The following is a 26787-nucleotide window of genomic DNA, read 5'->3' as shown; positions in this document are numbered from 1 at the left end:
CGCCCTTGCCGCAGCGGTGAGCCGAGGAGGCTCAGCCTTTGACTGCTCCGGCGGTGAGGCCGGAGACGATGTAGCGCTGGACCAGTTGGAAGACCAGCACCGTGGGGATCGCGGTGAGCAGCGTGCCCGCCGCGAAGATGCCGAAGTTGTTGTTCCGCTCCCCGGCCACGAGACCGAACATGCCGACCGCGAGGGTCTTGGACTCGCTGTTGGTCAGGAAGACGTTCGCCATCAGGAACTCGTTGATGGTGCCGATGAAGGCGAGCAGGCCGGTCACCGCCAGGATCGGCGCCACCAGCGGCAGCATGATCCGGAAGAAGACCTGGGCGTGCGTGGCGCCGTCCATCGTGGCCGACTCGTCCAGCTCCCGGGGAAGCGTGTCGAAGAAGCCCTTCATCAGCCAGGTGTTCACGCCCAGCGCGCCGCCCAGGTAGAGCAGCAGCAGGCCCCACGGGGTGTTGAAGCCGATCGCCGGCCACAGGTCGGTGATCGTCGTGAAGATCAGGAAGATCGCCACGATCGCCAGGAACTGCGGGAACATCTGGATCAGCAGCAGCGAGAGCAGCCCGACCCGGCGACCGGAGAAGCGCATCCGGGAGAAGGCGTACGCGGCCAGCGCCGACAGGAAGACCGACGCGAACGAGGCCACCCCGGCGATCAGCAGGGAGTTGAGGAACCACCACCCGAACGCCGTGCGGTCGAACAGGTTCGTGAAGTTCTCGAAGGACGCCCCGGTCGGCAGCAGCTCCGTCGAGGAGAGCGTGCCGAGCGGGTTGAGCGCGGCCGACAGCACGAACAGGATCGGGAAGAGGCTGAACGCGACCGCCAGCACGCCGACCAGGTGGCGCCAGCCGACCTGGGCGAACCACCGGTTGCGGCCCCGGCCCGCGTTGCGGTTGGCGGCCGGGGCCGTTGCGGTCCCCGCGCCCCGAGCGCCGCTGGGTGAGGTCACGAGTACACCTCCTCCTGCTTGCGGGTGCGCCGGAAGCTCACCGCGGACACCACCGCGACGATGGTGAAGATGAAGATCGACACCGCGGCCGCCAGGCCGAACTGGGCGCCCTGGGCGCCGAAGGCCAGCCGGTAGGTGTACGTGATGAGCAGGTCGGTCGCCCCCGCCGTCGGGTTGTCCGCCGGGAAGGGGCCGCCCTCGGTGGTCAGGTAGATCGCGTTGAAGTTGTTGAAGTTGTACGCGAACGACGCGATCAGCAGCGGGGAGAGCGCGACCAGCAGCAGCGGCAGGGTGACCGCCCGGAACGACTGCCAGGGCGACGCGCCGTCGACCGAGGTCGCCTCGGTCAGCTCCTTGGGGATGGCCTGGAGCGCGCCCGTGGCGACCAGGAACATGTACGGGTAGCCCAGCCAGAGCTGCACCAGGATCACCGCGATCCGGGCCGACCACTCCTGGCCGAACCAGTCCACCCCGAGCCCGAACAGGTTGTTGATCAGGCCGAAGTCGGTGTTGAACATGTCCCGCCAGACCAGCAGCATCGCGAAGGACGGCATGGCGTACGGCAGGATCAGCAGGATCCGGTAGAGGTTGGTGCCGCGCATCCGGGGCGAGTGCAGCGCCAGGGCGATGAACATGCCCAGGAGGAACGTGCCGCCGGTGGAGCTGATGGCGAAGGCGAAGTTCCACAGCAGGGTGCCGAAGAACGGGCCGGAGATGGCCGGGTCGGTGAGCACCCGGGAGAAGTTCTCCAGCCCGACGGTGACCTTCCAGCCCTGGGCCAGCCGCTCGCCGTCGGCGGCCACGAAGGCGCCGGTGTCCTCGTCGGCCGTCCAGGTCTTGCCGGTCTCGCTGTCCCGGACGCAGTCGCAGCCGGCGTCGTACGCCCGGACCGCCTTGCCCTCGTAGGCGCGGGACAGGCCGGCGGAGCGCAGCGCGCCCCCGGAGGTCGGCACCACCAGGTCGGTGATCTCCTGGCTGCGCGCGCTGGCCTGGCCGAAGTTGAGCACGGTGTAGCCCTCGGCGGCGGTGACCTTGCCGCCGGGCGCGACGGTGACCTGGCCGGCGTCGAGCCGGCGCAGCCCGCCGGTGTCGCCGGCCGACACCACGCCGGTGGCCGGGTCGGAGACCAGGAAGACGAGCGGGCCGGTCGCGGGGTCGCCCTTGGTGGCGATCGACAGGGCGTACTCGGTCGAGCCCGGCACCTGCTTGACCGAGGCGGTCTGGATGGCGACGACCGCGTCGTCCTTGGTGCCGCGGTGGCCGTCGCCGAAGTTCGTGAAGGCGGTGCTCGCCGTGTAGAGCACCGGGACCACCTGGAACGCGATCAGGAAGAGCGTGCCGGGGACCAGGTACTTCGCCGGGATGTGCCGGCGGGTCAGGTAGAGGTAGAAGAGCCCGGCGGTGGTGGCGGCCAGCACGGCCAGCCCGATCCACTTCTCCGCCTCGACGAGCGGGAACGCCGCCCAGATCGCGATCCCGGCGGTCAGGCCGAGCAGGACCACCTTGACGAGCAGACCGGTCGCGGTGATCGGCGCGTGGTGCCGCGCGGTACGGGACGTGCCCGGGAGCCCGGGGCCGACGGGCTCCCGGCCCGGGCCCTGCGTGACAGGGCCCGGGCCGGACAGCGACGTGCTCATTACTTGATCTGGCCGGAGATGGTCTTGCCGGCCGCGGTGATCGTCTTGGTCGGGTCGGCGCCGCCGATGATGGCGGCCTCGGCCTTACCGAACGGGTCCCAGATGGTGGCCATGGCCGGGATCGCCGGGAGCACCTGGCCGTTCTTGCCGGCCTCCTGGAACTTGGCCAGGTCCGGGTCGGTGCCCTTGACCTGGTCGAGCGCGGCGGTCAGCGCCGGCGGGCGCGGCTCGGCGTTGTAGAGCGCCACGGCCAGCTCGGGGGTGGTGACGTGGTTGGCCACGAACTCCTGGGCCAGGGCCTTGTTCTTGCCCTTCGACGCCACGTAGAACGCCTGGACGCCCACGAACGGCTGGGCCTCCTTGCCACCGGCGAAGCCGGGGACCGGGGAGATGTCGTACTTGATGTTGGCCTTCTTGGCGTCCGCGACGGCCCACGGGCCGGAGACCAGGAAGGCGCACTTCTTGCCGGTGAAGGTCGCGATCGAGTTCTCGCCGGTGATGGACCGCTTCAGCGCGCCCTCGCCCTTCTCACCGAGCTTGGCGATCTTCTTGAACGCCTCGATCGACTCCGGCTTGCCGACGCCCAGGTCCTTCGGGTCGTAGTCGCCGTTGGCGGCCGTGCCGAAGAGGTACCCGCCGCCGGAGGTGTAGAGCGGGTAGATGTGGTACGCGTCGCCGTTCTGGCCGGACTGGAGGCAGAGGATCTCGCTGGCCTTCTTCTCGGCCTTGAGCTTCTTGCCGGTGGCGACCAGTTCCTCGATCGTCTTCGGCGCCTCGGGGGCCAGCTCGGTGTTGCGGATCAGCGCCACGTTCTCCATGGCGTAGGGCACGCCGTAGAGCTGGCCGTTGAACGTCACGGCCTTGACGGCGGTGGCGTTGAAGCCGCTCTTCTGCTCGGCGGCGAGCTGCACGGGGTCGATGGCGCCGTTCTGGACGAGGTTGCCGATCCAGTCGTGCGCGCCGACCACGACGTCCGGGCCGCTGCCCTGCTGCGAGGCGGTGACGAAGTTGGTCTGCAGGTCCTTGGAGACGGCCTGGACCTCGACCGTGACGCCGTTCTCCTGACCGAACTTCTCGGCGAACGGCTTGAGGGCGGCGGTGCGCTTGTCGTCGGCCCAGATCACCAGCTTGCCGCCGGCGGCGGCCTTGCTGGACTCCTTCGCGGCCGGCTCGTCGCTGCTGTCGCTGCCGCAGCCCGAGGCGGCGAGCGCCAGGCCGAGGACGGCGACCACACCCGCGGTACGGATGCGCATCGGTACTCCTGTCGTCATGGCGGCCCGCCGGGGGAAGGGCGACCCGCCAGTGGAAACCTCTGTAAATTTCTTGCCAACCGGCGCCCGGCGTGCTGCGCCGCTGCTCTCGCGTGTTGCGGGGACGTTAGCAAGGGGTTTCAGAGAATGGAAGGGCTTGCAAGAGTGTACGCAAGAACTTGCTCGTGAGCTAAAGTGCGGGCCATGCGCGCTCGACTGTCCGACATCGCCCAACAGGCCGAAGTCAGCGAGGCCACGGTGTCGCGGGTGCTCAACGACCGCCCGGGAGTGGCCCCCGAAACCCGGCAGGCCGTCCTGACCGCCCTCGATGTGCTCGGCTACGAGCGCCCGGCCCGGCTGCGCAAGCGCAGCGCCGGCCTGGTGGGTCTGGTGGTCCCCGAACTGGACAACCCGATCTTCCCCGCGTTCGCGCAGGTCATCGAGTCGACGCTGGCGCAGAGCGGGTTCACCCCCGTGCTGTGCACCCAGACCCCCGGCGGCGTCACGGAGGACGAGTACGTCGAGATGCTGCTGGACCGGCAGGTCTCCGGGATCGTCTTCGTCTCCGGCCTGCACGCCGACACCGCCGCCAACCACGACCGGTACCGCGCCCTGCTCGCCCGCCCGCTGCCCATCGTGATGATCAACGGGTACGCGCCGGGCATCCCCGCGCCCTTCGTCTCCTGTGACGACGGCGAGGCCACCGAACTGGCCGTGGCCCACCTGGTGGCGCTCGGGCACCGCCGCATCGGCCTGATCACGGGACCGGACCGGTTCGTGCCGGTGCAGCGGCGGGTGGCCGGCTTCCGGGCCGCGATGGTCCGGCTGGCCGGCGTGGCCGAGGCGGACCTCGGCGAGCTGGCCGAGCTCTCCCTGTTCGGCGTGGAGGGTGGCGAGGCGGCCGCCGCGCGGCTGCTGGACCGGGGCGTCACCGGCATCGTCTGCGGCTCGGACCTGATGGCGCTCGGCGCCATCCGAGCCGCCCGGCAGCGTGGCCTCTCCGTGCCGGGGGACCTCTCGGTGGTCGGCTACGACGACTCCCCGCTGATGGCCTTCACCGACCCGCCGCTGACCACCATGCGCCAGCCGGTGGCCGCGATGGCGGTCGCCGCCGTCCGGGCCCTGGTCGACGAGATCAACGGGCACGCCGCCCCCCACTCGGAGTACGTGTTCCGCCCCGAGCTGGTGGTGCGCGGCTCCACCGCGGTGGCCCCGGCGGACGGCGCCCGCTCCACCCAGGGCGGCGGCCCGACCCGCCAGCGACCGGCGCCGCCCGCCCTCGCCGTTCCGGCCTGACCACCCCGCTCCGGGTCGCGACCGACCGGCCGGCGAACCGCTTCCGCCCCCGGGCGACCGGCCGCGGACCCGGGCGCATGGCGTGACCGACGCCATTCCTTGCGCAAGGAATGCTTGACTCTTGCAGTATCTGGGCGGCATTCTGCTCAGACATATCGCGCCTTCCACCCGCACCGCGCCGGGTGCCGCTGTCCCGCGCGTCACAGAACGGGGAACCGCCTCCGATGACCGTCAGCAACCCCACGCCGCTGACCTCCGACGACGACTGGTGGCGCTCCGCGGTCGTCTACCAGGTCTACGTCCGCAGCTTCGCCGACTCCAACGGCGACGGGATCGGCGACCTGCAGGGCATCCGCGAGCGCCTGCCGTACCTGCACGAGCTCGGTGTCGACGCGCTCTGGCTGACCCCCTTCTACACCTCGCCGATGGTCGACGGCGGGTACGACGTCGCCGACTACCGCGACGTCGACCCGATGTTCGGCACCCTGGCCGACTTCGACGCGATGATCACCGACGCGCACGCGCTCGGCCTGCGGATCATCGTCGACCTGGTGCCCAACCACACCTCCGACGCGCACCCGTGGTTCCGGGCCGCGCTGGCCGCCGGGCCGGGCTCCGCCGAGCGCGAGCGCTACCTCTTCGCCGACGGCAGGGGCGCCGACGGCGAGCAGCCGCCCAACGACTGGGAGAGCATCTTTGGCGGCCCCGCCTGGACCCGCGTCGACGACGGCCAGTGGTACCTGCACCTGTTCGACCCGGCCCAGCCGGACCTGAACTGGCGCCACCCCGAGGTCCGCGCCGAGTTCGAGGACATCCTGCGCTTCTGGCTGGACCGGGGCGTGGACGGCTTCCGGATCGACGTGGCCCACGGCATGATCAAGGCCGAAGGGCTGCCGGACGTCGGCTTCAGCACGATGACCACCGGGCAGCGTCAGGTGGAACTGCTCGGCAAGGGCCGGCTCCCCTACTTCGACCAGGACGAGGTGCACGACATCTACCGCGCCTGGCGGCCGATCCTGGACAGCTATCCGGGCGGCCGGATGGCGGTCGCCGAGGCGTGGGCCGAGACCCCGCAGCGCCTCGCCCGCTACATCGGCCCGGACGAGCTGCACCAGGCGTTCAGCTTCGACTTCCTCGACGCGACCTGGTCGGCCGACTCGTTCCGCAAGGTGATCGACACCGCCCTCGCCGAGTCGACCATCGTCGGCGCGCCGACCACCTGGGTGCTCTCCAACCACGACAAGCAGCGGCACGTCACCCGCTACGGCGACGGCGCCGAAGGACTGCGCCGGGCCCGCGCGGCCACCCTGCTGATGCTCGCCCTGCCCGGCTGCGCCTACATCTACCAGGGCGAGGAGCTGGGCCTGCCGGAGGTGCTCGACCTGCCGGACGAGCTGCGGCAGGACCCGGCGTTCCTGCGCACCGGCGAGAGCCGCGACGGCTGCCGGGTGCCGATCCCGTGGAGCGGCGAGCTGGCCCCGTACGGCTTCGGGCCGGCCGGCAGCGAGCTGAGCTGGCTGCCGGCCCCGGCGACCTGGCGCGGCCTCTCGGTCGCCGCCCAGACCGGCGTGCCCGGCTCGACGCTGGAGCTCTACCGCGCCGCCCTGCGGATCCGCCACGAGCACCCGGCGCTCGCCGCCGACGCGGGCGGGGTCACCTGGCTGGAGACCGAGCCGGGCGTGCTCGCCTTCAGCCGCGCCGCCGGCGACACCGTGCTGACCTGCGTGGTCAACATCAGCGGTGCGCCGGCCCTGATCGACGGGTACGGCGAGCCGATCGCCGCCAGCGAGACGCTCACCGGGCAGGGCGCCGGCCACGTGCTCCCGGTCGACGCGGCTGCCTGGTTCGAACGGCGCTGAGCGGGTAACCCGTCATCGACCTGGTCGTCCGTTGTGCCCCGCGCCGACGGGCGGCTGGGCTACCGACCCCTTGTGGTGGGGGGTGAGGTGGCGCCGGCGCCTCGGGGAGTCCGCTCCCCGCGGTGCCGGCGTCCATCGGAACCGGGTGTCGCTCCCGGCGCACCGGGGTACGACGACCCCATGGTGGTTCGCGTCGCGCAGTACACCCTCGACGTCGTCGATCTCGACCTGATGGCCGGTTTCTGGTCGGCGGCCCTCGGCTACGTCGTCCACGCGGGCGGCGACGGCAGCGCCAGGCTCTTTCCCCCGGCCGGCGAGGTCGGAGCCGCGACGGTCTGGTTGCAGGGCTCCGGCACGCCGAAGCGCGGCAAGAACCGACTGCACCTGGACCTCGTCGCCGACGGCGACCCGGCCGACGAGGTGCGCCGGCTGATCGGGCTCGGCGCCCGACGCGCGGACGTGGGACAGCGCGGCGACGAGGGCTTCGACGTACTGGTCGACCCCGAGGGCAACGAGTTCTGCGTGCTGCACCGGCCGCCGGGTCGCCCCTGACCGCCCGTTGTGCCGCCGGGCGTCGCGGCGATGGAGACGCGCCCGACCGCCCGCCACCGCTCGCCGGGAGCGGGGCCGGCTCAGGCCGCCCCGCCGGTGAGCTTCGCGGCGATGCGGCCGAAGCCCGCGCGCAGTTCGGCCTCGCTGGGCGGGGCGAGCGGCTCGGTCCGGTCGTCCTCGGCGGCCGCCGCCTCCAACTCCTCGTCGATGGTGTCCTCGAAGTCGCCGTAGAGGTCGGCCTCCTCGATCTGCGCCGTCTCGTCCTCGGCGGCGATCTGCGCGGCGGCGATCTCGCCCCGGATCTCCTCCGCCGACACCGCCGGCAGCAGGGGCTCGACCACCGCCATCAGCTGCTCCTCGGCAACCACCGCCTCGGCGAGCGCGAGGGCGTGCGGCCGCTCGTAGGGGCCGCAGACCACCGGTTCCCACTCGTCGGCGTCGCCGAGTGGGCCGAAGGTGATGATCCACGGCAGGCCGAGCATCGGCGAGTCTTCCGGCAGGTCCAGTGTCACGAGTGCGCCCACGCGCCCATCATCGTCCGTCGCGGCGGAAACGCGGGTGGCATTCGGCCCAATCGCCGGCGTCGTGGCCGTCGGGAACCCCGGCCGGGCGGTCGGCGGAAACGGCCGCTCGGCGGGCGACGGCCGGAGCGCGTCCGCCGCACCGTCAGCCCGGTCGCGCCGTCACTCGGTCGCGCCGTCAGCCCGGTCGCGCCGCGTCCAACGCCGCGCGGACCAGGGCGAGCGCGGCCGACGGCGGCACCCCCAACCGGGCGGCCTCGGCGGCGTAGTCGGCCGCCACCCGCTGCAACCGGTCCACCGCGTCATCGCGGCCGGCTGCGACGAAGGTGCCGTGCCGGCCCCGCGTCTCCAGCAGGCCGGCCGCCTCCAGCTCCCGGTACGCCCGCGCCACCGTGTTGGCCGCCAGCCCGAGGTCCGCCGCGAACTGCCGCACCGTCGGCAGCCGGGTGCCGACCGCCAGCCGGCCCGTCCCGATCAGCTCCGCGAGCTGCCCACGCACCTGCTCGTACGGCGGCACCGCCGAGCCCTGGTCGACCGAGACGCGCACGCCCGCTCCCCCGTTCATCCGGCCCCGCCCGGCGCGCCGGGTTCCGTCTCCGCGTCGAGGTCGGCCGGCGCCGGGCCCTCCGCCAGGTCCACCACCCGGCCGCGCCGGCTGGTCGCGGCGAGCGCCGCGCCGAAGAGCACCAACTGGTTGAGCAGGTAGAGGTAGAGCAGCAGCCCCACCGCGCCCGCCACCACCGTGTACGCCGGGTTCCGTTCGGTGCGCACCACGTAGTAGCGCCCGACGGTGTTCAGCAGCGTGATGCCGACGGCGACCAGCAGCACCACCGGGCGCAGCCGGACCCGGCTCATCCGCAGCCGCGGCACCGCCACCAGCAGCAGGGTGGCGAGCACCGCGTTGACCAGCACGCTGAGCACCGCGCTGACCGTGGTCAGCCCGACCGAGCCGGTGCTGCGCAGCAGGAAGCGCAGCAGCGACTCCAGCGCGTCCACCGCCGCCACCGAGACGCCGAGCAGCACGAAGATGGCGAGCAGCACGCCGAGGTCGACCAGGCGGCGGACCACCAGGTTGCCGGGCTGCTGGTTGAGCCCGTACATCAGCCGCTGGGAGGAGCGGATGGCCTCCACCCAGCCGATGCCGGTGAAGCCCAGGATGACCAGGCCGACCACCCCGACCGTGCCGCTGCTCTCGGCGATCTGCACGGGGTCGAGGAACGGCAGGTTCTCCCGGAGGAAGTCGGCGGCGGCGGCGCTGACCTCGTCGTTGTCCTCCAGGATGGCCCCGAAGATCGAGTACGCGACCAGCGCGAGCGCGAACACCGCGAAGAAGCCGTAGTAGGCGATCGCGGCGGCCAACCGCCCGCCCAGCACGTCGTTGTAGAGCACGCCGGCCCGCCACAGGTGGTCGACGGCGCCGGACCGGCGACGCGCGGCGCTGATCCGACGGTCGATGCCCGCCTCGATGCGCCCCATCACGTTCACGCCGTCATCCTCGCCGATCTCCCGCCAGCGCGCGGGTAAGCAGCCGCCGGCCCTCGCCGCACCGGCGCGTCGGGACGCGTGGTCGACACCGGGCGCCGCCGCGCATCCAGCGGACGGGTCTCAGCCGCCCAGCCGGAAGTCCCGGCGCGGCTGCCACCGGGTCTGCCCGCTGTGCGAGAAGAGGGTGAACGCCTCCACCTCGAACATCGCGGAGAAGTCGGCCAGGTCCTCGTACGCCCGGTCCAGCGCCTCCGGCGCGACGTCCTGGGCGACGGTGACGTGCGGGTGGTAGGGGAAGCGCGCCTCGCGACGCAACTCCGGTGCGGCGCTGATCGCGGCGGCCAGCAGCTCGCACTCGCTGATCCCGGCGGCCACCGCCACGAAGACCACCTGGGTCACCGGCCGGAAGGTGCCGGTGCCGCGCAGGTGCAGCGTGAACGGCAGGTGGGCGGCGGCGACGGCGGTGAGGTGCCGCTCCACCGCCGGCAGTGACGCCACCGCGATCTCGGTCGGCCCGAGCAGGGTCACGTGCGCGGGCACGACCTGCGGGTCCCCGGCCTCGACCCGGCGTCGGGTGAGCATGCCGCCCCACGGCTCCGGGATGTCCACCGCGATGCCGATCTGGATGGTGTCACCGGCATCCGGCGCCCCGTCCCTGCGATCCACGCTCCGCGCCACCCCTCCGGCCACCGACCTGTCCACCCCCGCCCGTCGCGCCGCGGCGCTACTCGCCGCGCACCGGCGGGAAGAAGCCCACCCGCTCGTACGCGTCGCGCAGCGTCGCCGCGGCGACCGCGCGGGCCTTCTCCGCGCCGGCGGCGAGCAGCTTGTCCAGCTGCGCCGGGTCGTCGAGGTAGGTCCGGGTGCGCTCCTGGATCGGCGTGACGAACTCCCGCACCACCTCGGCGAGGTCCTTCTTCAGGTCGCCGTAGCCCTTGCCGGCGTACGCGGCCACCAGGTCGTCGATGCTCCGCCCGCTCAGCGCGGAGTAGATGGTCAGCAGGTTGGAGACGCCCGGCTTGGTCTCGCTGTCGAAGACGATCTCCCGCCCGGTGTCGGTGACCGCCGAGCGGATCTTCTTGGCCGAGCGCGCCGGGTCGTCCAGCAGGTCGATGATGCCGGCCGGCGAGGACGACGACTTCGACATCTTCGCCGTCGGGTCCTGCAGGTCGGTGATCTTCGCGGTGTCCTTGACGATGTGCGGGGCGGGCACCGTGAAGGTCTGCCCGAACAGCGAGTTGAACCGCTGGGCCAGGTCGCGGGAGAGCTCCAGGTGCTGGCGCTGGTCCTCACCCACCGGCACCGCGTGGGCCTGGTAGAGCAGGATGTCGGCGGCCTGCAGGATCGGGTAGGTGAACAGGCCGACGCTCGCCCGCTCGCCGCCCTGCTTCTGCGACTTGTCCTTGAACTGGGTCATCCGGCTCGCCTCGCCGAACCCGGTGATGCAGCCCAGGACCCAGGCAAGCTGCGAGTGCTCGGGCACCTGCGACTGGACGAAGAGCGTGCTGCGCTCCGGGTCGAGACCCACGGCGAAGAGCTGCGCGGCGGCCAGCCGGGACCGCTGCCGGAGCACCTTCGGGTCGTGCCCGGCGGTGATCGCGTGCAGGTCGACGACGCAGTAGTACGCGTCGTGGGTGTCCTGCAGGGCCACCCAGTGCCGCACCGCGCCGAGGTAGTTGCCGAGGTGGAACGAGTCGGCCGTCGGCTGGATGCCGGAGAAGACGCGGGGGCGGGCGGGAACGTCGGACATGACGGCAATTCTGTCAGCAACGCCCGGCGGACGTCATGACGGGCCGGCGGGTCGGCCCCGACCCACCGGCGCCGGCACGTTGACCTCGTGCCGGGGCTCCGGCACGCGCACGGCGGAGACGGTGAGCCGGGCCACCCGGCGCCCCTCAAGCGTGTGCACCCGCAGCAGCCAGCCGCCGGGCGGGTCGCCGGCGCCCGGGCCGCCGCCGTCGGCCGGGTTGCCCGCCACGGGCACCTCGTCGCCGGGGACGGGGAGCCGGCCCAGCGCCGCCATCACGAAGCCGCCCACCGTCTCGTACGGACCGGGCGGCAGCGTCACCCCGGTGCGCTCGGCGAAGTCGGCGAGGTTGAGCCGACCGTCCACCACGGCGGGCAGGCCGGCGTGCACCGGTTCGGGGGCGGTGTCGTACTCGTCGTGGATCTCCCCGATCAGTTCCTCGATGAGGTCCTCCAGGGTGACGATGCCGGCGGTGCCGCCGTACTCGTCGACGACGACGGCGAGGTGGTGGCGCTCCCGGCGCATCTCGCTCAGCGCCGCGAGCACGCGCTTGCTGCCGGGCAGCCGCTTCACCTCCCGGGTCAGCTCACCGACCGTGGTGCAGGGGTCGAGGTCGGGGCGGAGCAGCACGTCGCGCAGGTGCACGAAGCCGACCACGTCGTCGTGGGTGCCGTCGACGACCGGGTAGCGGGTGTGCGTCTCGGCCCGGACCAGCCGCTCCGCCTCGGCGATGGTCAGCCGGGCGGAGAGGAACACCACCTCGGTGCGGGGCATCATCACCTCGCGGACCAGGCTCGCCCCGGCGACCAGCACCTCGTCGATGATCCGGCGCTCGAACGGGTCGAGCAGGGTGTTGGCGGCGACCAGGTCGCGCAGTTCCGCCTCGCTGATCCGCTCCCGGCCGGCCGCCGGGCTCGCGCCCAGCAGGTCCGTCACCGCGCGGGTGGCGCCGTCGGCGGCGCGGACCAGGATCCGGGCGACGGCCCGGGCCAGCGGCCCCGGCTCGCGACGCGACCGATTCCGGGCGCGTCTACGCGGCCCGGGACCACCCGCTTCCCGCATGACAGTGATGGTAGACAGCGCCGGGCCGCCGGGCGCGCGATGTTCGCCTCTGTTCGGATCTGAAAGATTGTGATGGAATGGCGAGGGCTGCGGCCGGGCAAGGGCGCCCTCCCCCGCGCCTCGTGGCGGGAGGGCCCTCCCGGGATCCGGCGGCGTCGTCAGCGCGTCGGGCCGGGCGCGCGTCGACGGCGGGCGGGAGCACGGCGGGCGGCCTTAGGGTGATCACGACACGGCCGCGACCGGGCGGCCGGGCGGGAGGAGACCGACGTGAAACTGCTCGTCACCGGCGGCGCCGGCTTCATCGGCAGCGTGGTGACCCGGATGCTGCTCGACGCGGGACACGAGGTGGTCGTCCTCGACGACCTGCGCACCGGCCACCGGGAGGCGCTCGCGCCCGACGCCACGCACGTCCACGCCGCCATCCACGACGTCGCCCAGGTGCTCACCCCCGACGCGGGCTTCGACGGGGTGCTGCACTTCGCCGCCCTGATCGCCGCCGGCGAGTCGATGGTCAAGCCGGAGCTCTACTGGCACACCAACACCGTCGGCTCGCTCGCCCTGATCGACGCCGTCCGGGCCGCCCGCGTGCCCCGGCTGGTCTTCTCCTCCACCGCCGCGGTCTACGGCAACCCCACCGAGCTGCCGATCCCCGAGAGCGCGGTGAAGGCCCCCACCAACACGTACGGCGCCACCAAGCTCGCCGTCGACATGGCGCTCACCTCCGAGACGGTCGCCCACGGCCTGGCCGCCGTCTCGCTGCGCTACTTCAACGTCGCCGGGGCGCACCTCGACGGCGACGTCGCGCTCGGCGAGCGGCACGACCCGGAGACCCACCTGATCCCGATCGCGCTGGAGGTGGCCGCCGGCCGCCGCGAGAAGCTCCAGCTCTTCGGCGACGACTACCCCACCGTCGACGGCACCTGCGTGCGCGACTACATCCACGTCGCCGACCTGGCCCGCGCCCACCTGCTCGCGCTCGACGCGGCCACCCCCGGCCAGCACCGGATCTACAACCTGGGCAACGGCAACGGCTTCACCAACCGGCAGGTGGTCGAGGTGGTCCGCGAGGTCACCGGGCACCCGGTGCCGGTCGAGGTGGCCCCGCGCCGCGAGGGCGACCCCGCCGAGCTGGTCGCCTCGTCCGCGCTGGCCCGCGAGGAACTGGGCTGGGTGCCGGAGAAGCCGACGCTGCACGACATGGTCGGCGACGCCTGGGCGTTCTACCGCACGCACGTGGCGGGGCCGCGGTGACCGCCGACGTCGCCGCCCGCGCCACCGCCGGATTCCGTTCGGCGTACGGCGAGGAGCCCGCGGGCCGCTGGGCGGCTCCCGGCCGGGCCAACCTGATCGGCGAGCACACCGACTACAACGACGGCTTCGTGCTGCCCTTCGCGCTGCCGCTGCGCACGGTGGCCGCCGCCGCCGGGCAGCCCGGCGAGCGCTGGACGGTCTGGTCCGAGCTGTCCGGCGAGACGGTCGCCTTCGGCGCCGACGAGGTGGCCGGGCCGGGCCGGGTCGCCGGCTGGGGCGCGTACGTGGCCGGGGTGGTCTGGGCGCTGCGGGAGGCCGGCCACGCCGTACCCGGCGCCCGGCTGGCGATCACCTCCGACGTGCCGCTGGGCTCCGGCCTCTCCTCGTCGGCGGCGCTGGAGGCCGCCGTGCTGGCCGCCCTGGTCGACCTCGGCGGGCTGGAGCTGCCCCGCGAGCGGCAGCCCCGGCTGGCCCAGCGCGCCGAGAACGTCTACGTCGGCGCGCCGACCGGGATCATGGACCAGTCGGCGGTGATCCGCTGCCGCGCCGGGCACGCGCTCTTCCTGGACTGCCGCGACGAGTCCGTCGAGCACATCCCCTTCGACCTGGACGCCGCCGGCCTGGCCGTGCTGGTGCTCGACAGCCGCGCCCCGCACCGGCACGCCGACGGTGAGTACGCCGCCCGCCGCGCCTCCTGCGAGACGGCGGCCGGCCTGCTCGGCGTCCCGGCGCTGCGGGACGTCCCCGCCGACGGGCTGGCCGACGCGCTGGCCCGGCTCGACGACGCCGAGACCCGCCGCCGGGTGCGGCACGTGGTGACCGAGGACCAGCGGGTGCTCGACACCGTCGCCCTGCTGCGCGCCGGCAAGGTACGCGACATCGGCCCGCTGCTGACCGCCTCACACGCCTCGATGCGCGACGACTTCGAGATCACGGTGCCGGAGATCGACACGGCCGTCGAGGCGGCCCTGTCCGCCGGCGCGCTCGGCGCGCGGATGACCGGCGGCGGCTTCGGCGGTTGCGTCCTCGCCCTGGTCGACGCCGACCGCGCCGGGGCGGTCGCCGACGCCGTCACGGCCGCGTACGCCGAACGCGGCTTCGCCGCGCCGGGTCACGTCACGGTCCTGCCCGCCCCCGGAGCGACCCGGCTGGACTGAACGCGCGAGGTGTCGGCCCGCCGGGCGACGAAGGCTCCGGCGGGCCGCCGTCCTGGATGTGCGGGCCGCCGTCGGCGCGACGACCACCGCCCGCGCCGGCGGCCTGCGCCGGACCGTCCGAGCGGGACGGTCGGTAGGGTGTCCCTCCGACCGGATCGCGCCGGCAAGGGGAGGCGACGTGAGCGATGCCGGAGTGGTCGCGCAGGAGCGGGCCCAGGCGCTGAGCCGCGTCGGGCGGCACGCCGAGGCGGCGCAGGTGCTGCGCGGCGCGCTGGCCGAGCAGCCCCACCACGCCGGGTTGCTGGTGCAGCTGGCCCGCTGCCACCGGTCCATGGGCCAGCTGGCGGAGGCCATGCGCCTGGTGGACCAGGCCCTCGGCGTCGCGCGCACCCAGGAGCACCTGCTCGCCGAGAAGGCCCGGATCCTGCTGGTGGCAGGGCAGGCCGGCTACGCGGCGGCCGCCGCCCAGCGTGCCCTGGAGCTGGCGCCGCAGTCGTGGGAGGCCCACGCGCTCTTCGCGGAGGCGCTGCTGACCATGGGCAACCCCACCCGCGTCGTGGTCGCCCGCCGGCACGCCGACACCGCGCTGGAGATCCGCCACGACATCCCCGACGTCCACCTGCTGGACGCCCGGATCCACCTGCGGATGGGCCGGCTCCGCGCGGCCCGGCAGGCGTGCGGCCAGGCCCTCGTCCTGGATCCGGCGTACGAGCCGGCGCTGGCCCTGCTGGCGCGGATGGACGCGGCGAAGGACCGGGTCGGCCGGGCCGCGCGGGGGCTCACCGACGCCCTGGCCGCCAACCCGCAGGCCCGGTGGGCCGCCGGGGCGCACGAGGCGGTCGCGGCGGCCCTGTGCTGGCGCCTGTTCGACGCGGCGGCGCTGGCCGGCGCCGGCCACTGGACGCTGTTCGCCCTGCTCGACGTCGGGCAGCCGGTGCGGCTCGCCGCCGCCGTGGCCCTCCTGGCGGTCGTCGCCGGGGCGGTCCCGGCGGTCTGGCGGCGGCAACCGCCGGCGGTTCGCCGCCAGCTTCGCCGCCAGCTCGGCACGACCTCCGTCGTGCTCTGCCTGGCGCTCACCGCGGCGGCGGTCGGCGGGCTGCTCGTCAGCGGCCTCGCCCCCGGCAGGGACACCCCCGCCGGCGGGCTGGCCGCGCTGCTGCTGATGCCCCCTGGCGCGGTCCTCGCCTTCCGCGCCTGGCGGCAGCTCACGCGCCGGGCCGTCCCGGTGGTCCGCTGGGTCGGCTATCGGATCTGGACCCGCCTCGTGGCCCGCGCGGACGCGAAGGTCCGGGCCGGCGCCGGCGCCTCGCCGATCGCCTCGACGTCGGGCGTGGGGACCGGCGCGCCCGGCCCGGCAGCCGCGGGGGCCGGCGCGGCCAGCCCGGCGGGCGCGGGAACGGGCGCGGTCAGCCCCGCAGGCGCGGGGGCCGACACGGGCGACGGGCGGGCGTCGGCGCCCGCCCGTCGATGAGGCTCACTGCGCCTCGACGATCATCCCCGCGCCGACCGTACGGTTGGTGGTCTCGTCGATGATCACGAAGCCGCCGGTGGTGCGGTTGCGGCGGTACTCGTCGGCCAGCAGCGGCACCGTGGTCCGCAGCCGCACCCGGCCGATCTCGTTGAGCCCCAGCTCGCCGGCGGCCTCGTCCCGGTGCAGCGAGTTGATGTCCAGCCGGTAGTGCAGGCCGCGCACGATGGCCCGCGCCGACCGGGTGGTGTGCTTGATGGCGTACCTGCCGCCGACCTGGAGCGGGCGGGTCTCGTCCATCCAGCAGACCATCGCCTCGATGTCCTGGGCCACCGCCGGGGCGTTGTTGGGCCGGCAGATCATGTCGCCCCGGGAGATGTCGATCTCGTCTTCCAGGCGTACGGTCACCGACATCGGCGGGAACGCCTCCGCCACCGGCCCGTCGGCGGTCTCCACGGCGGAGATCCGGCTGGTGAAGCCGGACGGCAGCACCATCACCTCGTCACCCGGCTTGAGCACCCCCGAGGCGACCTGGCCGGCGTAGCCCCGGTAGTCGGTGACGGTGGTGGACTGCGGCCGGATCACGTACTGCACGGGGAACCGGACGTCGACCAGGTTGCGGTCGCTGGCGATGTGCACCCGCTCCAGGTGGTGCAGCAGCGACGGCCCCTCGTACCAGGGCATGTTCTCCGACCGGCTGACGATGTTGTCGCCGCGCAGCGCGGAGATCGGCACCACGGTCAGATCGGGCGCGTCGAGCTTCGCGGCGAACGCGGTGAACTCGTCCGCGATCCGCTCGAAGACCTCCTGCGAGTAGTCGACCAGGTCCATCTTGTTGACGCAGAGGACGAGGTGCGGCACCCGCAGCAGCGAGCAGAGGAACGCGTGCCGGCGGGACTGCTCGACGAGGCCCTTGCGGGCGTCCACCAGGATGAGCGCCAGGTCGGCCGTCGACGCCCCGGTCACCATGTTCCGGGTGTACTGGATGTGCCCCGGGGTGTCGGCGATGATGAACTTCCGCCGCGGCGTGGCGAAGTAGCGGTACGCCACGTCGATGGTGATGCCCTGCTCCCGCTCGGCCCGCAGGCCGTCGGTGAGCAGCGCTAGGTTCGTGTACTCGTCGCCCCGGGCCGCGCTGACCGCCTCGACGGCGGCGAGCTGGTCGGTGAAGAGCGACTTCGTGTCATAGAGCAGCCGCCCGATCAGGGTCGACTTGCCGTCGTCCACGCTGCCGGCCGTGGCGAAGCGCAGCAGGTCCATGGGCCGGGCCTCCGGCGCGGCGCCGGTGGCGGCCCGGGTGTCCGTCGGGTTGGCGCCGGCCGGCGGGGCGGTCTCGGTGGTCATCAGAAGTAGCCCTCCCGCTTGCGGTCCTCCATGGCGGCCTCGCTGACCCGGTCGTCGCCGCGGGTCGCGCCGCGCTCGGTGATCCGGGTCGCGGCGACCTCCTCGATGACCTTCTCCACCGTGTCGGCGTCGGAGCGGACAGCCGCGGTGCAGGACGCGTCGCCCACCGTCCGGTAGCGCACCCGCGCCTTGAATCGCTCCTCGCCCGCCCGCGGACGGAAGAACTCGTTGACCGCGTAGAGCATCCCGTCACGTTCGATCACCTCGCGCTCGTGCGCGTAGTAGATCGACGGGAGGGCGATCCGCTCGCGGGCGATGTAGTGCCACACGTCCAGCTCGGTCCAGTTGGACAGCGGGAAGACCCGGATCGACTCGCCCGGGTGGTGCCGGCCGTTGTAGAGCGCCCACAGCTCCGGGCGCTGGTTCTTCGGGTCCCACTGGCCGAACTCGTCGCGGAAGCTGAACACCCGCTCCTTGGCGCGGGCCTTCTCCTCGTCGCGGCGGGCGCCGCCGAAGAGCGCGTCGAAGCGGTGCTTCTCCACCGCCTCCAGCAGCACCGGAGTCTGGATCCGGTTGCGCGTCCCGTCGGCCGACTCGCGGACCAGGCCGCTGGCCAGGGCCTCCGGCACGCTCGCCACGACCAGTTGCAGGCCCAGCTCGGCGACCCGCCGGTCCCGGTACTCCAGGACCTCGGGGAAGTTGTGCCCGGTGTCCACGTGCATCACCGGGAACGGGATGTTGGCCGGGGCGAACGCCTTCTGGGCCAGCCGAAGCATGACGATCGAATCCTTGCCGCCGGAGAAGAGCAGCACCGGCCGCTCCATCTCGGCGACCACCTCGCGCATCACGAAGATGCTCTCGGCCTCCAGCGCGTCGAGGTGGGACACCTGGTAGGCGGCAGGGGCGGTCATGACACGGGCTCGCTTCGGTCGAATCCGCTCATCTGATTCCAGACCTTTCCGGTCGGGCATGCCAAGAAGTGCCGCTCAGGCTACCCGGAATGACGCTGCAGCGCTGCAAGCAACCGAGGGGCGAGATCCTTGCGACAGACCAGCAGGTCGGGTAGACGCGGATCCGCCTCGTTGTATTTCAGCGCAGAACCGTCGATCCGGGAAGCGTGCAGTCCGGTGGCCGTCGCCACAGCCACCGGCGCCGCCGAATCCCACTCGTACTGCCCGCCCGCGTGGATGTAGGCGTCCACCTCACCGGTGACCACCGCGGCGATCTTCGCCCCGGCCGAGCCCATCGGCACCAGGTGCGCCCCGACGTCCTCGGCCAGGTCGGTCAGGAACACCGGCGGCCGGCTCCGGCTCGCCGCCAGGCGGATCGTACGGACACCGGGCGCGGCCCCCGCCGCCACGGTCATCGGCGGGTACGCCGGCGGCTTGTCGGTGCCCAGCAACCGCTGCTGCGCCGGCAGCGCGACCGCGCCCGCCACCAGGCCGTGCGGCGTCGGCGCGGCCCGCGACCAGAGCGCCACGTGCACCGCCCAGTCCGAACGCCCCTCCTCGGCGAACTCCCGGGTGCCGTCCAGCGGGTCGATGATCCACACCCGGTCGGCGGTCAGCCGCGACACCGCCCCGGCGTTCACCTCCGCCGCCCAGGCCAGCCGCGAGCCCTCGTCCTCCTCGGAGAGGACCACGTCGCCCGGCCGCCACTTCGCCAGCTCGGTGCGGATCACGTCGTGCGAGACCTTGTCGCCCGCGGCCTTCAACGCCCCCGCGTCGGCGAAACCCATCTCCGATCGCAGACGGACCAGGGCCACACCGGCCCGCGCCGCCAGCCACCGGGCGAACGCGCCGTCGATCATCGGAGGACCGCCCATGAAACCCGCTCCCGTCGCCTCGCCACGCTGCGCGCCGGCACGCCGACCCGCGCCGCCGGTCGCGCCACGCCGAAAGGCGCAGACTACCGGCTCACCGCGGGCGATTCGGCACTCACACCCCGTGGTAGAGGTTCTGCGTCGGCTCGACGCCCCTGGTGACCACCGACTCCACCACATCCGCCGCCCGGTCCACCAGGAACTCCAGCTCCTTACGCTCGACCGCGCCGAAATCCGACAACACGTAGTCCGCCGGGTCCTGCCGCCCCGGCGGCCGGCCGATGCCGAACCGGACCCGGACGTACTCCTTCGTGCCCAGCGACTTCGACATCGACCGCAGGCCGTTGTGCCCGCCCTCGCCGCCGCCGCACTTCACCCGCAGCTGGCCGTAGCCGATGTCCAGCTCGTCGTGCACGGCGATCACCCGGCCCGGCGGCACCTTGTGGAACTGGGCCAGGCCGGCCACCGGCCCGCCGGAGAGGTTCATGTAGGTCAACGGCTTGACCAGCACCAGCTTCGGCCCGCCGAAGCCGAGCCGCCCCTCGGCGACCTCCGCCACCGCCCGCTTGTGCCGGCCGAACTTCGCGCCGAGCCGACCCGCCAGCAGGTCGGCCACCATGAAGCCGACGTTGTGCCGGTTGCCCGCGTACTCCCGACCGGGATTGCCCAGGCCGACCACCAGCCACGGCCCCGTCTCGTCCGTCACGCCCCGCCCCTCCCGCTGCTCGCCGTCACCCATCCGCCCTGCCACCGATACGCCGACAGGCGCCCCCGACCGTGCGGGGACGCCTGTCGCAACGATGCGAACCGATCAGGCCTCGGTCTTCGCCTCGGCGGTCTCCTCGCCCTCGGCGGCCGGAGCCTCGGCGGTCTCCTCGCCGACCTCGGCCTCGGCCTCCTCGGTGGCCTCCTGGACCTCGGGGAGGGTGGCCTCGAGCTGCTCGGCGGTCGGCGCGGCGGTCACGGAGGCGACCGTCTGCTCCGAGTCGGCGGCCAGCTCCACGCCGGCCGGCAGCTCGACGTCGGCGGCGGTGACCTGGCTGCCGGCCTCCAGGCCCTCGATCGACGCCTCCAGGTGGTCCGGCACCTTGGTGGCGTCGGCGGTCACCGAGAGGGTGTCGTGGTCGTGCACGATCAGCGTGTCCTTCGCGGCCTCACCGGTCAGCTGGACCGGGACCTCGACGGTGACCTTCTCGCCCCGGCGGACCAGCAGCAGGTCCACGTGCTCGAAGGTGTCCTTGATCGGGTCACGCTGGATCGCCTTCGGCAGCGCCAGCACCTGGGTGCCGTCGCTGACCTCGATCGCGAAGAGCTGGTTGGCGCCGCCCTTGCGGATCGCGGCCGCGAACTCGCGGGCCGGCAGCGCGATGTGCTTGGGCTTCTCGCCGTGGCCGTACAGCACGGCGGGCACCTTGCCGGCCCGGCGGGTACGACGGGCACCACCCTTGCCGAACTCGGTACGGGGCTCGGCGCTGATCTTTACCTCGGACACGGGGAAACTCCTGATGCTTCGCGCGGCGGCTTGTCGACTGGCGGTGCTGGGCGAGGGGCTCGCTGGGGCTCATGCGTCGAGAACGACTGCCCGGAGCACCGCGTCGATGACGGTGCCTCCGTGCGGCGCTTGTCAGCGGCCCGCCGGGCACCCTCGCCGTGGCAACCGCACCAGTCTACCCGAGATGATTCCGAGCTTTCCGGCAGTCCCCTTATCACCGTTCCCGCCGGCCCGCAGGCCGATCCGGGCCCGCCCCGCACCGGCCCCGTCACCCCCACCGCACCCCACCCACAGCGACCGCGCCGGGCGTGGACACCGGGCCGGACGGGTGTCGCCCGACCGGCCCGGGACGCCTCAGGCGATCAGCTCAGCCCACCGAAGAGGGTGGTCACCGAGCCGTCGTCGAACACCTCGCGGATCGCCCGCGCCAGCAGCGGCGCGATCGACAGCACCGTGATCTTGTCGAGCTGCTTCTCCGGCGGCAGCGGCAGCGTGTTGGTCACCACGACCTCGCTGATCGGGCTGTTCTTCAGCCGCTCGGTCGCCGGGTCGGAGAGCAGCGCGTGGGTGGAGGCGACGATCACGTCGGCCGCGCCGGACTCCCGGAGGATGTCCGCCGCCTTGCAGATCGTGCCGCCCGTGTCGATCATGTCGTCGACGATCAGGCAGACCCGCCCCTCGACCTCGCCGACCACCCGGTTCGCCACCACCTGGTTCGGCTTCAGCGGATCCCGGGTCTTGTGGATGAACGCCAGCGGGCAACCACCCAGCCGGTCGGTCCACCGCTCGGCCACCCGCACCCGGCCCGAGTCCGGCGCGACCACCGTCATCGGCCGGCCCGCGTACTTGTGCTGGACGTACTCGGCGAGGATGTCCATCGCGAACAGGTGGTCGACCGGGCCGTCGAAGAAGCCCTGGATCTGCGCGGTGTGCAGGTCGACGGTGAGGATCCGGTTCGCGCCGGCCGTCTTCAGCAGGTCCGCCACCAGGCGCGCCGAGATCGGCTCCCGGCCGCGGTGCTTCTTGTCCTGTCGGGAGTACGGGTAGAACGGCAGGACCACGGTGATCCGCTTGGCCGAACCGCGCTTCAGCGCGTCGATCATGATCAGGGTCTCCATGACCCAGGTGTTGACCCCGTGCGTGACGGACTGCACCACGAAGGCGTCCGAACCGCGCACCGAGTCCTTGAACCGTACGAAGATCTCACCGTTCGCGAACTCGTACGCGTCGGCCGGCGTCGGCGCGACGCCGAGCACCTCGCCGATCTCCTTGGCCAACTCCGGAAAGCCACGTCCGGAGAAGAGCATCAGGCTCTTGCGGTTTTCGGCGACGATGCTGCCCATGGGCCCGTCTGCTCCCGTTGGTCGGTGGTACCCGGCACGGTGGTGGTGGGCCGGGGACTATTCGGTTGCAGTATCCCCCGCGCCGGACGCCGGGCTGACGGCCTCGGCATCCCCGTGGATTGCCTCACCTTCACTTGCCCCGACGGGCGCCGCCCACGCACCCTCGCCGCCCCTCCGGGCCCGCTCGGCCGCCTCTGCGGAGGCCGTGCCGGCCCGCTTGCGGGCCACCCAGCCGTCGATGTTGCGCTGCGGCGCCCGGGTCACCCCGAGCGCGCCCGGCGGCACGTCCTGGGTGACAGCGCTGCCCGCCGCCACGTACGCCCCCGCGCCCACCTCGACCGGCGCGATGAGGCTGGTGTCGCAGCCGATGAAGGCGGCCTCGCCGACCGTCGTGCGGTGCTTGTTCACCCCGTCGTAGTTCACGAAGATCGTCGCCGCGCCGATGTTGGCCTTAGCGCCGATCGTCGCGTCACCCACGTACGACAGGTGCGGCACCTTCGCGCCCGCGCCCACCTCGGAGTTCTTCACCTCGACGAACGTGCCGACCTTGGCCTTCTCCGCCAGCCGGGCGTCCGGCCGCAGGTACGCGTAGGGCCCCACGGTGGCGCCCGGGCCGACCTCGGCGCCCACGGCGTGGCTGCGCAGCACGGTGGCGCCCGGGCCGACCACGGTGTCGATCAGCGTCACGTCCGGCCCGACGACCGCGCCGGTGCCGACCACCGTGCCGCCGCGCAACTGGGTGTTCTGGTCGACCACGGCGTCCCGGTCCAGGGCCACCGTCACGTCGATCCACGTGGTGTCCGGGTCGAGCAGGCTGACCCCGGTGCGCATCCACGCCTCGTTGACCCGGTCGCGCAGCAGGCGGCGCAGCGCGGCCAACTCGACCCGGTCGTTGCAGCCCAGCGTCTCCACGTGGTCCGCCGCCACGTGCACCGCCACCGGCTCGCCGGCCGAGACCAGCAGGCCGAAGACGTCGGTCAGGTACTCCTCGCCCTGGTCGTTGTCGGTCGACAGCTTGCCGAGCGCGTCGCGCAGCCGGGTCGCGTCGAACGCGTAGATGCCGGCGTTGATCTCCCGGAGGGCACGCTGCGCGGGCGTGGCGTCGCGCTCCTCGACGATCTGCTCCAGCCGCCCGTCGGCGTCCCGCACGATCCGGCCCAGGCCGGTCGGGTCGGGCACCTCGGCGGCGAGCACCGTCGCCGCCGCGCCCACGCCCTCGTGCGCCTCCACCAGCGCGGCCACCGTCTCCGGACGGAGCAGCGGCACGTCGCCGTTGATCACGACCACGGTGCCGGTGGCGTCCGGCGCGGCGTCCAGCGCGATCCGGACGGCGTGCCCGGTGCCGAGCTGCTCGGCCTGGAGCACCGGCGTGGCCTGGGGAGCGATCTCCGCCAGGTGCGCGCGGACCTGGTCGGCGCCGTGCCCCACCACGACCACCGTGCGGTCGGCGCCCAGTGGCGCGGCCGCGGTGAGCACGTGACCGACGAGGGTACGGCCGAGCAGCGGATGCAGCACCTTGGGCAGCGCCGACTTCATCCGCTTGCCCTCCCCGGCGGCGAGCACGACAACGGTGCGGAGGTGGGGCTGGGACACGACGCGGGCTCCCGTCGGGACGGCGGACAGTCTCGGCCATGCTAACCAGACATCGTCCGCGACGAGCGGAAGCTCCCGGGAGAGGACTCGAACCCCTACAATCAGGACCAAAACCTGACGTCCTGCCATTAGACGACCCGGGACGGTCTAAAACGGACAAAGGAACGGCCCGCCGGCCCCTACACCTTAGCGCCCCCAGCCCGTGGCGCCATCGCTCATTCCCTTCATGATCCCCTCGATCTTCCAGTAGAGGCGGCTCGATCGCAGGACGTGAACGGTGAGACAGCCCCGATAGCCGTCTCCGACGTTCCGCCGTCTGGTCTCCGGCCGGTGCCGTTTGAGCGTCGATCGCTGGAAATCGTCCGCCGGCACCCCGACCAGATCAGCCCACCACCGCACCGCCTCCGCCTCATCGGCGCTCTCATGGATGCTGACCCGAAACCGCAACGCAGTCGGGGCGACTCCGAGCGCCTCGACGAACCGGAGGAACAACAACACCAGTGCCGGGTCGCTGTTGATGAACTTGACCCGGCAGTCGTTGGGTCGCCACGGCTTGGCCTTGCCGCCCTCACACCAGTAGATCGCCGCGCCGACCAGAACCAGTTCCCGGTGGCGTAGCTGCTTGACCCAGGCCGCGACCTTTGCCACCGTCTCCGCCCGCGCGGCGTCACGGACCGCACGGTGCTGACTCCACTGCGCGTCCGTCATGGCCTTGGAGTGCGCCCGCCGGCGCGCCCTCGCCTCGTCGGAGTCGCGGTCGATCGGAAGATGACGCACCCACTGGTAGGCGGTGGAACGAGCCACCCCCACCCGCCTCGCGATCTCCGGAACGGTGCATCCCCGCCGGCGCAGGCGAAGCGCCTCCTCGTACAGCTCCGGGATCGGTCCGCGGTAGCGCCGCGCGGGCTGCGTCGGTGACGGCTTGGCGGCGATCGGATCGGTCATGAACAGCAGGTTAGAACGGGCGTACGACAGCTCGGGTCATTCATTCCCGACGCTGTCCCGTGCGCCCTCGGCGAAGCTAAGTTACGGTGACGTAGGCGTAACTTCGTGATCTCCGTCCCTCTGCGAGGTGCCCATGTCCACCACCCTTCTCGAACCCGCCCCCGGTCCCAAGCCCCTTACCCAGGGCAGCCAGTCCCGAGGCATCCTCGTCGCCCTCTGGGCGTTCGTGGTGATTCCCTTCCTGGCCCTCGTCGCCGCCGTCCCGGTCGCCTGGGGCGGCTGGTTGAGCTGGACCGACGTGGTCGTGGCCGGGATCTGGTACGTCATCTCGGGCCTGGGCATCACCGTCGGCTACCACCGGTACTTCACCCACGGCTCGTTCAAGGCGAAGCGCTGGCTGCGGGTGGCGCTGGCGGTCTCGGGCTCGCTGGCGGTCCAGGGCGAGATCATCCAGTGGGTGGCCGACCACCGGCGTCACCACGCCTTCTCCGACCTGGAGGGCGACCCGCACTCGCCGTGGCGGTTCGGGGAGAGCGTCCGTGGCCTGGCCAAGGGCCTGTTCCACGCCCACGTCGGCTGGCTCTTCGGCCGGGAGTTGTCCAACCGGAAGCGGTTCGCCCCGGACCTGCTCGCCGACCGGGACATCAACCGGGTGGACCGGCTCTTCCCGCTGCTGGTGACCGTCTCGGTGCTGGGGCCGGCGCTGATGGGCGGCCTGCTCACCTGGTCGTGGCAGGGCGCGCTGACCGCGCTCTTCTGGGGCGGGCTGGTCCGCATCGCGCTGCTGCACCACGTGACCTGGTCGATCAACTCGGTGTGCCACGTCTACGGCGAGCGGCCGTTCGCGATGCGCCAGGGCGACCGGGCGGCGAACTTCTGGCCGCTGGCGATCCTGTCGCTCGGCGAGAGCTGGCACAACCTGCACCACGCCGACCCGACCTGCGCCCGGCACGGCGTGCTGCGCGGTCAGGTGGACATCTCGGCCCGGGTGATCTGGCTGTTCGAGAAGATCGGGGCGGCCCGGGACGTGCGCTGGCCGAAGCCCGAGCGCATCGCGGCGAAGCTCGTCAGGCCGGTCACCGAGCCGTAAACCGGGCGGTGGCGCCGGAGGTTACCTGGCAGTATGGCCGGGTGACCGAGCACAGCGGGGGCGACGGCCGACGGCCCGGCGCCACGGGAGCCGGGTCCGGCGGCGATACGGTCGGACGGCGCGGCGGCGCCACCCGACCGGCCGCCGGTGAGGCGACCGCATGAGCCGGCACACCGACCGCACCATCCCACGACAGGGCGTCACCGAGCGCCGGCGGAGTGACGACATGGCGGATGTCCCTGGCAGCGACGGCAGCACCGGCCGGCGGCGGGCGGTCGCCGCCGGCAAACCCTCTTCGCGGGTGCGCATGTCGGCGGCCCAGCGGCGCGAGCAACTCATCTCGATCGCCCGGCAGATCTTCTCCGAGCGCGGTTTCGACGCCACCTCCATCGAGGAGGTCGCGGCCCGCGCGAAGGTGTCCAAGCCGGTGGTCTACGAGCACTTCGGCGGCAAGGAGGGGCTCTACGCCGTGGTGGTGGACCGGGAGGTCCGGGCCCTGCTGGACCGGATCACCACGGCTCTGACGGCCGGCCACCCGCGCGAGTTGCTGGAGCAGGCGGCGATGGCCCTGCTGACCTACATCGAGGAGGAGACCGACGGCTTCCGGGTGCTGGTGCGCGAGTCCCCGGTGCTGTCGGCGACGGGCAACTTCAGCAGCGTGATGAACGACGTGGCGCACCAGGTGGAGCACATCCTGGGCGCCGAGTTCTCCAGCCGCGGGTACGACCCGAAGTTGGCCGAGCTCTACTCGCAGGCGCTGGTGGGCATGGTGGCGCTGACGGGCCGCTGGTGGCTGGAGGTGCGCAAGCCGCGCAAGGAGACGGTGGGGGCGCACCTGGTCAACCTGGCCTGGAACGGGCTGTCGCACCTGGAGGCCAAGCCGGGCCTGATCACGGCCCGGGGCCGTTGAGCGCTGCGGGC

General features: G+C 72.9%; 25 protein-coding genes and 1 tRNA gene. 8 read left to right on the top strand and 18 right to left on the bottom strand.

Going from position 1 to position 26787, the window contains the following annotated elements:
- Positions 1–31: 31 nt before the first annotated feature.
- The 3 genes from ACGF7U_RS03115 to ACGF7U_RS03105 are packed head-to-tail and all read right to left on the bottom strand — an operon-like array spanning position 32 to position 3842.
- Positions 32–952: a sugar ABC transporter permease gene (locus ACGF7U_RS03115; RefSeq protein ID WP_393102409.1), complete on the bottom strand. Its 921-nt coding sequence runs from the start codon at positions 950–952 to the stop codon at positions 32–34.
- Entirely contained in the window at positions 949–2589 is a 1641-nt protein-coding gene (locus ACGF7U_RS03110) for an ABC transporter permease subunit (protein WP_393102408.1), read from the bottom strand. The genes ACGF7U_RS03115 and ACGF7U_RS03110 overlap by 4 nt, the downstream gene beginning before the upstream one ends.
- Positions 2589–3842, bottom strand: a complete 1254-nt coding sequence (locus ACGF7U_RS03105) for an extracellular solute-binding protein (protein ID WP_393102407.1) — start codon at positions 3840–3842, stop codon at positions 2589–2591. Before ACGF7U_RS03105 ends, ACGF7U_RS03110 begins: the two co-directional genes overlap by 1 nt.
- A 201-nt stretch (positions 3843–4043) precedes the next feature.
- On the opposite strand from ACGF7U_RS03105, the gene ACGF7U_RS03100 reads away from it, so the two are divergent.
- From ACGF7U_RS03100 to ACGF7U_RS03090, 3 genes are all read left to right on the top strand, one after another.
- A complete protein-coding gene (locus tag ACGF7U_RS03100) occupies positions 4044–5135 on the top strand; it encodes a LacI family DNA-binding transcriptional regulator (RefSeq protein WP_393102406.1) in 1092 nt (363 codons plus the stop codon).
- 224 nt (positions 5136–5359) lie between these two features.
- On the top strand, positions 5360–6994 hold the full coding sequence (locus ACGF7U_RS03095) for a glycoside hydrolase family 13 protein (RefSeq protein ID WP_393102405.1): 1635 nt from the start codon (positions 5360–5362) through the stop codon (positions 6992–6994).
- A 180-nt stretch (positions 6995–7174) separates the two neighbouring features.
- Positions 7175–7546, top strand: coding sequence for a VOC family protein (locus tag ACGF7U_RS03090; protein ID WP_393102404.1), 372 nt, complete (start codon positions 7175–7177; stop codon positions 7544–7546).
- Positions 7547–7626: 80 nt separating this feature from the next.
- Here the strand turns inward: ACGF7U_RS03090 and ACGF7U_RS03085 are convergent, their stop codons facing one another.
- From ACGF7U_RS03085 to ACGF7U_RS03060, 6 genes are all read right to left on the bottom strand, one after another.
- Positions 7627–8070: a hypothetical protein gene (locus ACGF7U_RS03085; protein WP_393102403.1), complete on the bottom strand. Its 444-nt coding sequence runs from the start codon at positions 8068–8070 to the stop codon at positions 7627–7629.
- Between the two features lie 175 nt (positions 8071–8245).
- Positions 8246–8614 carry a GntR family transcriptional regulator gene (locus ACGF7U_RS03080; RefSeq protein WP_393102402.1) on the bottom strand — a complete coding sequence of 123 codons (369 nt, stop codon included), beginning with the start codon at positions 8612–8614 and terminating at the stop codon, positions 8246–8248.
- Positions 8615–8628: 14 nt separating this feature from the next.
- Positions 8629–9552, bottom strand: coding sequence for a YihY/virulence factor BrkB family protein (locus ACGF7U_RS03075; protein WP_393102401.1), 924 nt, complete (start codon positions 9550–9552; stop codon positions 8629–8631).
- Positions 9553–9672: 120 nt separating this feature from the next.
- Positions 9673–10254: a 2'-5' RNA ligase family protein gene (locus tag ACGF7U_RS03070; protein WP_393102400.1), complete on the bottom strand. Its 582-nt coding sequence runs from the start codon at positions 10252–10254 to the stop codon at positions 9673–9675.
- 22 nt (positions 10255–10276) lie between these two features.
- Positions 10277–11302, bottom strand: a complete 1026-nt coding sequence (gene trpS, locus ACGF7U_RS03065; protein WP_393102399.1) for a tryptophan--tRNA ligase — start codon at positions 11300–11302, stop codon at positions 10277–10279.
- A 33-nt stretch (positions 11303–11335) separates the two neighbouring features.
- Positions 11336–12361: a hemolysin family protein gene (locus ACGF7U_RS03060; RefSeq protein WP_393102398.1), complete on the bottom strand. Its 1026-nt coding sequence runs from the start codon at positions 12359–12361 to the stop codon at positions 11336–11338.
- Positions 12362–12628: 267 nt separating this feature from the next.
- Between ACGF7U_RS03060 and galE the strand changes: the two genes are divergently transcribed.
- The 3 genes from galE (at position 12629) to ACGF7U_RS03045 (ending at position 16240) form a co-directional block, all read left to right on the top strand.
- The gene (galE, locus tag ACGF7U_RS03055; protein WP_393102397.1) at positions 12629–13612 is read left to right on the top strand and encodes a UDP-glucose 4-epimerase GalE; all 984 of its coding nucleotides are present in this window, start codon (positions 12629–12631) and stop codon (positions 13610–13612) included.
- The gene (galK, locus tag ACGF7U_RS03050) at positions 13609–14769 is read left to right on the top strand and encodes a galactokinase (RefSeq protein ID WP_393102396.1); all 1161 of its coding nucleotides are present in this window, start codon (positions 13609–13611) and stop codon (positions 14767–14769) included. Before galE ends, galK begins: the two co-directional genes overlap by 4 nt.
- A 178-nt stretch (positions 14770–14947) precedes the next feature.
- Positions 14948–16240 (top strand): tetratricopeptide repeat protein, encoded by a 1293-nt coding sequence (locus ACGF7U_RS03045; RefSeq protein ID WP_393102395.1) that lies wholly within the window; start codon positions 14948–14950, stop codon positions 16238–16240.
- A gap of 3 nt (positions 16241–16243) precedes the next feature.
- Here ACGF7U_RS03045 and cysN read toward each other — a convergent pair whose 3' ends face one another.
- From cysN to ACGF7U_RS03000, 9 genes are all read right to left on the bottom strand, one after another.
- A complete protein-coding gene (cysN, locus tag ACGF7U_RS03040; RefSeq protein WP_393102394.1) occupies positions 16244–17581 on the bottom strand; it encodes a sulfate adenylyltransferase subunit CysN in 1338 nt (445 codons plus the stop codon).
- Positions 17581–18492 carry a sulfate adenylyltransferase subunit CysD gene (gene cysD / locus ACGF7U_RS03035; RefSeq protein WP_393102393.1) on the bottom strand — a complete coding sequence of 304 codons (912 nt, stop codon included), beginning with the start codon at positions 18490–18492 and terminating at the stop codon, positions 17581–17583. Before cysD ends, cysN begins: the two co-directional genes overlap by 1 nt.
- 80 nt (positions 18493–18572) lie before the next feature.
- The gene (locus ACGF7U_RS03030) at positions 18573–19406 is read right to left on the bottom strand and encodes an inositol monophosphatase family protein (protein WP_393102392.1); all 834 of its coding nucleotides are present in this window, start codon (positions 19404–19406) and stop codon (positions 18573–18575) included.
- Between the two features lie 112 nt (positions 19407–19518).
- Positions 19519–20109 (bottom strand): aminoacyl-tRNA hydrolase, encoded by a 591-nt coding sequence (gene pth, locus ACGF7U_RS03025; protein ID WP_393102391.1) that lies wholly within the window; start codon positions 20107–20109, stop codon positions 19519–19521.
- Between the two features lie 105 nt (positions 20110–20214).
- Positions 20215–20895 carry a 50S ribosomal protein L25/general stress protein Ctc gene (locus ACGF7U_RS03020; protein ID WP_393102390.1) on the bottom strand — a complete coding sequence of 227 codons (681 nt, stop codon included), beginning with the start codon at positions 20893–20895 and terminating at the stop codon, positions 20215–20217.
- A 362-nt stretch (positions 20896–21257) separates the two neighbouring features.
- Complete coding sequence (locus ACGF7U_RS03015; RefSeq protein ID WP_393102389.1) at positions 21258–22238, bottom strand: ribose-phosphate diphosphokinase; 981 nt, start codon at positions 22236–22238, stop codon at positions 21258–21260.
- Between the two features lie 57 nt (positions 22239–22295).
- Positions 22296–23831 (bottom strand): bifunctional UDP-N-acetylglucosamine diphosphorylase/glucosamine-1-phosphate N-acetyltransferase GlmU, encoded by a 1536-nt coding sequence (gene glmU, locus ACGF7U_RS03010; RefSeq protein ID WP_393102388.1) that lies wholly within the window; start codon positions 23829–23831, stop codon positions 22296–22298.
- Positions 23832–23903: 72 nt separating this feature from the next.
- A tRNA-Gln gene (locus ACGF7U_RS03005) sits at positions 23904–23974 on the bottom strand.
- Between the two features lie 43 nt (positions 23975–24017).
- Entirely contained in the window at positions 24018–24776 is a 759-nt protein-coding gene (locus ACGF7U_RS03000; RefSeq protein ID WP_393102387.1) for a helix-turn-helix domain-containing protein, read from the bottom strand.
- Positions 24777–24909: 133 nt separating this feature from the next.
- Between ACGF7U_RS03000 and ACGF7U_RS02995 the strand changes: the two genes are divergently transcribed.
- Together ACGF7U_RS02995 and ACGF7U_RS02990 are read left to right on the top strand one after the other, a co-directional pair.
- Positions 24910–25866, top strand: coding sequence for an acyl-CoA desaturase (locus ACGF7U_RS02995; protein ID WP_393102386.1), 957 nt, complete (start codon positions 24910–24912; stop codon positions 25864–25866).
- Between the two features lie 226 nt (positions 25867–26092).
- Positions 26093–26776: a TetR family transcriptional regulator gene (locus tag ACGF7U_RS02990; protein ID WP_393102385.1), complete on the top strand. Its 684-nt coding sequence runs from the start codon at positions 26093–26095 to the stop codon at positions 26774–26776.
- Positions 26777–26787: the final 11 nt, after the last annotated feature.

It is taken from the genome of Micromonospora sp. NPDC047670 (genome assembly GCF_043204915.1).
Lineage (GTDB): Bacteria > Actinomycetota > Actinomycetes > Mycobacteriales > Micromonosporaceae > Micromonospora.
Note: the sequence above shows the minus strand (reverse complement) of the source record. Positions and strands in the feature narration are given on the sequence as shown.

What these genes read in the sequence shown, in the direction of transcription:
- ACGF7U_RS02995 (WP_393102386.1), top strand. Translation starts at nt 24,910, where the DNA reads ATGTCCACCACCCTTCTCGAACCCGCCCCCGGTCCCAAGCCCCTTACC.
- ACGF7U_RS03090 (WP_393102404.1), top strand. Translation starts at nt 7,175, where the DNA reads ATGGTGGTTCGCGTCGCGCAGTACACCCTCGACGTCGTCGATCTCGAC.
- ACGF7U_RS03110 (WP_393102408.1), bottom strand. Translation starts at nt 2,589, where the DNA reads ATGAGCACGTCGCTGTCCGGCCCGGGCCCTGTCACGCAGGGCCCGGGC.
- ACGF7U_RS02990 (WP_393102385.1), top strand. Translation starts at nt 26,093, where the DNA reads ATGGCGGATGTCCCTGGCAGCGACGGCAGCACCGGCCGGCGGCGGGCG.
- trpS (WP_393102399.1), bottom strand. Translation starts at nt 11,302, where the DNA reads ATGTCCGACGTTCCCGCCCGCCCCCGCGTCTTCTCCGGCATCCAGCCG.
- ACGF7U_RS03060 (WP_393102398.1), bottom strand. Translation starts at nt 12,361, where the DNA reads ATGCGGGAAGCGGGTGGTCCCGGGCCGCGTAGACGCGCCCGGAATCGG.
- ACGF7U_RS03015 (WP_393102389.1), bottom strand. Translation starts at nt 22,238, where the DNA reads ATGGGCAGCATCGTCGCCGAAAACCGCAAGAGCCTGATGCTCTTCTCC.
- cysD (WP_393102393.1), bottom strand. Translation starts at nt 18,492, where the DNA reads ATGACCGCCCCTGCCGCCTACCAGGTGTCCCACCTCGACGCGCTGGAG.
- ACGF7U_RS03030 (WP_393102392.1), bottom strand. Translation starts at nt 19,406, where the DNA reads ATGGGCGGTCCTCCGATGATCGACGGCGCGTTCGCCCGGTGGCTGGCG.
- cysN (WP_393102394.1), bottom strand. Translation starts at nt 17,581, where the DNA reads ATGACCACCGAGACCGCCCCGCCGGCCGGCGCCAACCCGACGGACACC.
- ACGF7U_RS03000 (WP_393102387.1), bottom strand. Translation starts at nt 24,776, where the DNA reads ATGACCGATCCGATCGCCGCCAAGCCGTCACCGACGCAGCCCGCGCGG.
- ACGF7U_RS03095 (WP_393102405.1), top strand. Translation starts at nt 5,360, where the DNA reads ATGACCGTCAGCAACCCCACGCCGCTGACCTCCGACGACGACTGGTGG.
- ACGF7U_RS03105 (WP_393102407.1), bottom strand. Translation starts at nt 3,842, where the DNA reads ATGCGCATCCGTACCGCGGGTGTGGTCGCCGTCCTCGGCCTGGCGCTC.
- ACGF7U_RS03100 (WP_393102406.1), top strand. Translation starts at nt 4,044, where the DNA reads ATGCGCGCTCGACTGTCCGACATCGCCCAACAGGCCGAAGTCAGCGAG.